Here is a 5,076-nt window from a genome sequence, read left to right on the forward strand (position 1 = left end):
ACCCACGGGTGGAGGGCCCTCGAGCCGCCGGTTCCACCCGTGCTCCACCCCGGCTCCGATCAGCGGGAAGCGCCGGATCCGTAGCGTCGGAGAGGTCAGCAAGAAGCCTCTCCTCGGGACGGAGAATCCGATGAGTTCCATCGCCAACATCCTCGTGGTCATCGCGGTGGTGGTCCTGGTGGTCCAGCGCCAGATGCGCGTCCAGCGGCTGGACACCGAGCGCCGGTTCTGGCTGCTGCCGCTGGTCCTGGGCGCGCTCGCGCTGCGCGACCCGCAGCTCGTCGACCACCAGCACACCGCGGTCTCCGCCACGCTGCTGGTCGCCGGCCTCGTCGCCGTGCTCGCGATGGGCACGGTCTGGGGCTGGACCGTACGGATCTGGCGGGCCCCCGACGGCGGCGTCCTGGTCAAGGGCACCAAGGCCACCGTGGCCGCCTGGTGCGGGATGATCGCCATCCGGATCGGCCTGTACGCGGTCGGCTCGGCCCTGCACGTCCACCAGGCGGGCAGCACGCTGCTGCTGGGCATGGCGGTCCTGCTGCTGGTCCGCTCCGTCGTGGTGAACTGGAGGGCCCGCACGCTGGAGCCCGCGCGGACCGCCGCCGGACTGCGCTGACCCGCCGCCGTGAGCATCGAGGAGGCCCCCGTGGCCGGGTGGTACTGGACCCGCTGGCCGTCCCGGGAAGGGATCGGTCGTGAGGACGAGAGCAGGCCGCGGCGGGTCCTCACCGTGTTCGGCCGGACCGTCCTGGTGGTCGTCGTCGGCTGGGGGACCTTCTCCGGGGGCCGGTACGCCGGCTGGGCCGCGGCCGCCGCGGCGGCCGGGCTGGCCGCGGCCTTCGCCCTCAGCGCGGGGTACCTGCGGGTCACCCGGGAGCAGCGCCCGGCGGCCTCGTACCTGCTGGCCGCCGCCCTGGTCGGCGCGGGCTGGCTCGCCAACCAGGGGCTGGCCTACACGCTGGCCGACTTCCTCTGGATCGGGCTGGCCGTGACGGCCCTGATCCGGTTGCCGCCCGCGCCCGCGCTGTGCGCCGCGGCGGTCGCGCTGGGCTCGTACACGGCGGCCTCCCCGGCGAGCTGGCTCAGCATCGCCGCCACCATCGGAGGGTCCGTCCTGGTCGGCTTCCTGCTGCGGCTGGACATCGAGGCGCGCGGCACCGCCCGCCTGCTGCTCGCCCAGGAGCGGGCCGCCCGGGCCGCCGAGGCGGAGAGCGCGGCGCTCGCCGAACGGGCCAGGATCGCCCGGGAGATCCACGACGTGCTCGCCCACAGCCTCTCCGCGCAGCTCGTCCACCTGGAGGCGGCCCGGCTGATGCTGGACGCCGGGACGGACCGCGAGCAGGTCCGCGAACGGGTCGTCGCCGCCCGGCGGATGGCGCAGGACGGGCTGGCCGAGACCCGGCAGGCACTGTCCGCGCTGCGCGGGGAGTTCACCCCGGTCGGGGAGTTCCTGGTGGAGCTGACCGGGCGGGAGCGGGCCGCCCTCACCGTCACCGGCACGCCCCGGCCGCTCGCCGCCGAGGCCGCCCTCGCGGTGCGGCGCACCGCGCAGGAGGCGGTGACCAACGTCCGCAAGCACGCGTCCGGCGCCCGCTGCGCCGTCGAACTGCGCTACCTGGACGGCGTGGTGGAGCTGGAGGTGCGCAACACCCGGCCGCCGCGCGGCCCGTCCGCGGCCGAGCCGGCGTCGGGGGAGCTGGCGGCCAGCGGCAGCGGGTACGGTCTGCTGGGGATGCGCGAACGCGCGGAACTGCTCGGCGGCACGCTGCTGGCGGGCCCGGAGGACGGAGGGTGGCGCGTGCTGCTGCGGGTGCCGGCATGACGGAACCGGCGATCAGGGTGCTGGTCGCGGACGACCAGACGGTGGTGCGCGAGGGCATCGTGATGCTGCTGGGGCTGCTGCCCGGCATCGAGGTGGTCGGTGCGGCGGGTGACGGGGAGGAGGCCGTCGCCCTGGTGGAGCGTCATCACCCGGACGTGGTGCTGATGGATCTGCGGATGCCGCGCTGCGACGGCGTCGAGGCGACGAGGCGGATCCGCACGGCGCACCCGGAGACCGAGGTGGTGGTGCTCACCACCTACGCCGACGACGAATCGCTGTTCCCGGCGCTCCAGGCCGGGGCGCGCGGCTACCTCACCAAGGACGCCGGCGGCGAGGAGATCGCCCGGGCCATCGCGGACGTTCGCTCGGGCGCCGCCGGGCTCTCCCCGCAGATCCAACTCCGGTTGCTGGAAAGGCTTTCGGAGCAGCCCGGCGGCTCCGGGCCGGCCGCCGGGCCGCCGGTCGGCCGGCCGGGGGAGCTGCCCGACGGGCTGACCGTCCGGGAGGCCGAGGTGCTGGCGCTGATCGCCCAGGGGCTGTCCAACGCGGAGATCGCCCAACGGCTGTTCGTCAGCCAGGCCACCGTGAAGACCCACATCAACAATCTGTTCGCCAAGACCGCGGTACGGGACCGGGCTCAGGCGGTCGCCTACGCCTTCCGACACGGAATCACCGGGACGCAGCAGTAGTCCGATGAGTGTCTGTCGGATGATCGATCACCTCATCGAGTGAACGTATCTGCGATGGTCAGAGGCGTTGTCCTAGGGCCGCCATCATGGTTCGGGTCAGAACATCCGGCCGTCCAGGAGCATCAGTGCCACAGCAGCAGACGAGCAGCCCCGGCCAGGGGCAGCGATTCGACTGGTGGGCCGCTCCGGCCGCCGGCACCCCCGTTGAGCCCGCCGAGCCATCGGCTGCGCACCGCCGGTCGGCGGTACCGGCGCAGTCGGGCCCCATCCGTACGGAGCACACCCGTCCGGACCGGTCGGCAGAGGCAGTCGGCGAGCCTGTGGCCGTCGGCGCACCGATCCACGGGCCCGCCGTCGAGCCGTTCGCCCAGAGCACCCCCGTCGACCAAGCGGCCCCGGCCGCACCGCACGCACCCCTCGGGTCCCTCGCGCCACGGGACGAGGAACCGGTCGCCGACCGGACCGAGGTCTACCGGGAGGTCCAGGCCAGCGCGGCCTTCCGGCAGATCCGCCGCAGCTACCGGACCTTCGTCTTCCCCATCACCGGCGGCTTCCTCGCCTGGTACCTGCTGTACGTCGCCGCCCAGGCCGGTGCCCCCGACCTGATGCGCCGCGCGGTGGCCGGCCCGCTCAACGTGGCCTGGCTGCTGGGACTTCTGCAGTTCGCCTCGACCTTCCTGCTCGCCTGGCTCTACGCCCGCAACGCCCGGACCAAGCGCGACCGCGCCGCCCTGGGCCTGCGCTGGGACACCCAGGACCAGCTGCGATGACGACCCTGATGGCCACCGTGCCCACCGACGCGGCCGTGGCCGCCGTGAGGACCGCCGCGCGGACCGTGGTGTCGACCGCCACCCCGCCCCCGGTCGCCCCCACCGGCGACCACCACTCGCTCGCCATCGCGCTGTTCGCCGTCGTCGTCCTGGTCACCCTGGGGGTCACCCTCTGGGTCGGCCGCCAGGGCAACGCCGCCGAGGACTTCTTCGCCGGCGGCCGCGACTTCACCCCGCTGCAGAACGGCTTCGCGCTCTCCGGCGACTACCTGTCCGCGGCCTCCTTCCTGGGCGTCGCCGGGCTGATCGCGCTCTACGGCTACGACGGCGTGCTCTACAGCATCGGCTTCCTGGTCGCCTGGCTGGTCGTGCTGATGCTGGTCGCCGAACTCGTCCGCAACGCCGGCCGGTACACCCTCGCCGACGTGCTCGCGCTGCGGCTGCGCCGCCGCAAGGTGCGCGCCGCGGCCGGCGGCGCCAGCGTCGTGGTCACCCTGCTCTACCTGGTGGCCCAGATGGTCGGCGCCGGTTCGCTGGTCGCCCTGCTGCTCGGCACCGGCAGCCCGCACGCCCGCACCTGGACCATCATCGCGGTCGGCGCCCTGATGATCGTCTACGTCACCATCGGCGGGATGCGGGCCACCACCTGGATCCAGATCATCAAGGCCTTCCTGCTGACCGGCGGTTCGGTGCTGCTGACGGTGCTGCTGGTGGTCCGCTTCCACGGGGACCTCGGCGAGCTGATGCGCCAGGCCGCCGACCACAGCGGTGCCGGGCACCGCTACCTGGAGCCCGGGCTCAAGTACGGCGGCAGCCTCACCAGCCGGCTGGACTTCGTCAGCCTCGGCCTCGCCCTGGTGCTCGGCACCGCGGGCCTGCCGCACATCCTGTCCCGCTTCTACACCGTGCCCACCGCGCGGGCCGCCCGCCGCTCCACGATGTGGGCGATCGGCCTGGTCGGCAGCTTCTACCTGATGGCCATCGTGCTCGGCCTCGGCGCCACCGCGCTGATCGGCTCGGCCGAGGTGCGGCACGCCAACTCGGCCGGGAACACCGCCGTTCCGCTGCTCGCCCTGGTGCTCGGCGGCGGCAACGGCAGCACCGGCGGGGTGGTGCTGTTCGCCCTGATCTCGGCGATCGCCTTCGCCACCATCCTCGCCGTGGTCGCCGGGCTCACCCTGGCCTCCTCGGCGGCCTTCGCCCACGACGTCTGGGCCGGCGCCTGGCGCGCCCGGCCCGCCCGCGAGCAGGCGAAGAACGGTCGCGGCCGCCGTCGTCGGGGCGAGACCGTCCCGGCCTCCCGGTCGGAGGAGTCGGTGTCCGGGATCAGCGAGCAGCAGGAGGTGGTGGTCGCCCGGTTCGCCGCCGCCGGGATCGGTGCGACGGCGATCGTGATCAGCCTCTTCGCCCAGCAGCTGAACGTCGCCTTCCTGGTCGGCCTGGCCTTCGCCGTCGCGGCCTCGTCGAACCTGCCGGTGCTGCTGTACAGCCTGTTCTGGTCGCGGTTCACCGCACGCGGCGCGGTCTGGGCGGTGTACGGCGGGCTGGTCCCGGCGATCGTGCTGGTGTTCTTCTCGCCGGTGGTGTCCGGCTCCCACGAGGCGCTCTTCCCCGGCCTCGACTTCCACTGGTTCCCGCTGGAGAACCCGGGCCTCGTCTCCATCCCGCTCGGCTTCCTCGCCGGGTGGCTCGGGACGGTCACCTCGTCCGAGCCCGCCGACCCGGACCGGTTCGCCGAGCTGGAGGTACGCGCTCTCACCGGTGCGGGCGCGGCCTGAGCCGTCGCGCCCGGGGA

5 protein-coding genes are annotated in these 5,076 nt (G+C 74.0%); all 5 read left to right on the top strand.

The features are described 5' to 3' along the window. The first annotated feature begins 130 nt into the window (after window positions 1-130). The 5 genes from ACFU7Z_RS35985 to ACFU7Z_RS36005 all read left to right on the top strand — a co-directional run bounded on the left by ACFU7Z_RS35985 (window position 131) and on the right by ACFU7Z_RS36005 (window position 5,059). The gene (locus ACFU7Z_RS35985; RefSeq protein WP_049650786.1) at window positions 131-616 is read left to right on the top strand and encodes a CcdC protein domain-containing protein; all 486 of its coding nucleotides are present in this window, start codon (window positions 131-133) and stop codon (window positions 614-616) included. Between the two features lie 30 nt (window positions 617-646). Next, entirely contained in the window at window positions 647-1,822 is a 1,176-nt protein-coding gene (locus ACFU7Z_RS35990; protein WP_380782226.1) for a sensor histidine kinase, read from the top strand. Further along, a complete protein-coding gene (locus tag ACFU7Z_RS35995) occupies window positions 1,819-2,511 on the top strand; it encodes a response regulator transcription factor (protein WP_049650785.1) in 693 nt (230 codons plus the stop codon). The genes ACFU7Z_RS35990 and ACFU7Z_RS35995 overlap by 4 nt, the downstream gene beginning before the upstream one ends. A gap of 320 nt (window positions 2,512-2,831) precedes the next feature. Further along, a complete protein-coding gene (locus ACFU7Z_RS36000; RefSeq protein WP_181970691.1) occupies window positions 2,832-3,281 on the top strand; it encodes a DUF485 domain-containing protein in 450 nt (149 codons plus the stop codon). Beyond that, window positions 3,278-5,059: a cation acetate symporter gene (locus ACFU7Z_RS36005; RefSeq protein WP_234348313.1), complete on the top strand. Its 1,782-nt coding sequence runs from the start codon at window positions 3,278-3,280 to the stop codon at window positions 5,057-5,059. The genes ACFU7Z_RS36000 and ACFU7Z_RS36005 overlap by 4 nt, the downstream gene beginning before the upstream one ends. Window positions 5,060-5,076: the final 17 nt, after the last annotated feature.

The organism is Kitasatospora sp. NPDC057518 (assembly GCF_042802075.1).
GTDB lineage: Bacteria > Actinomycetota > Actinomycetes > Streptomycetales > Streptomycetaceae > Kitasatospora.

What these genes read in the sequence shown, in the direction of transcription:
- ACFU7Z_RS35985 (WP_049650786.1), top strand. Translation starts at nt 131, where the DNA reads ATGAGTTCCATCGCCAACATCCTCGTGGTCATCGCGGTGGTGGTCCTG.
- ACFU7Z_RS35995 (WP_049650785.1), top strand. Translation starts at nt 1,819, where the DNA reads ATGACGGAACCGGCGATCAGGGTGCTGGTCGCGGACGACCAGACGGTG.
- ACFU7Z_RS36005 (WP_234348313.1), top strand. Translation starts at nt 3,278, where the DNA reads ATGACGACCCTGATGGCCACCGTGCCCACCGACGCGGCCGTGGCCGCC.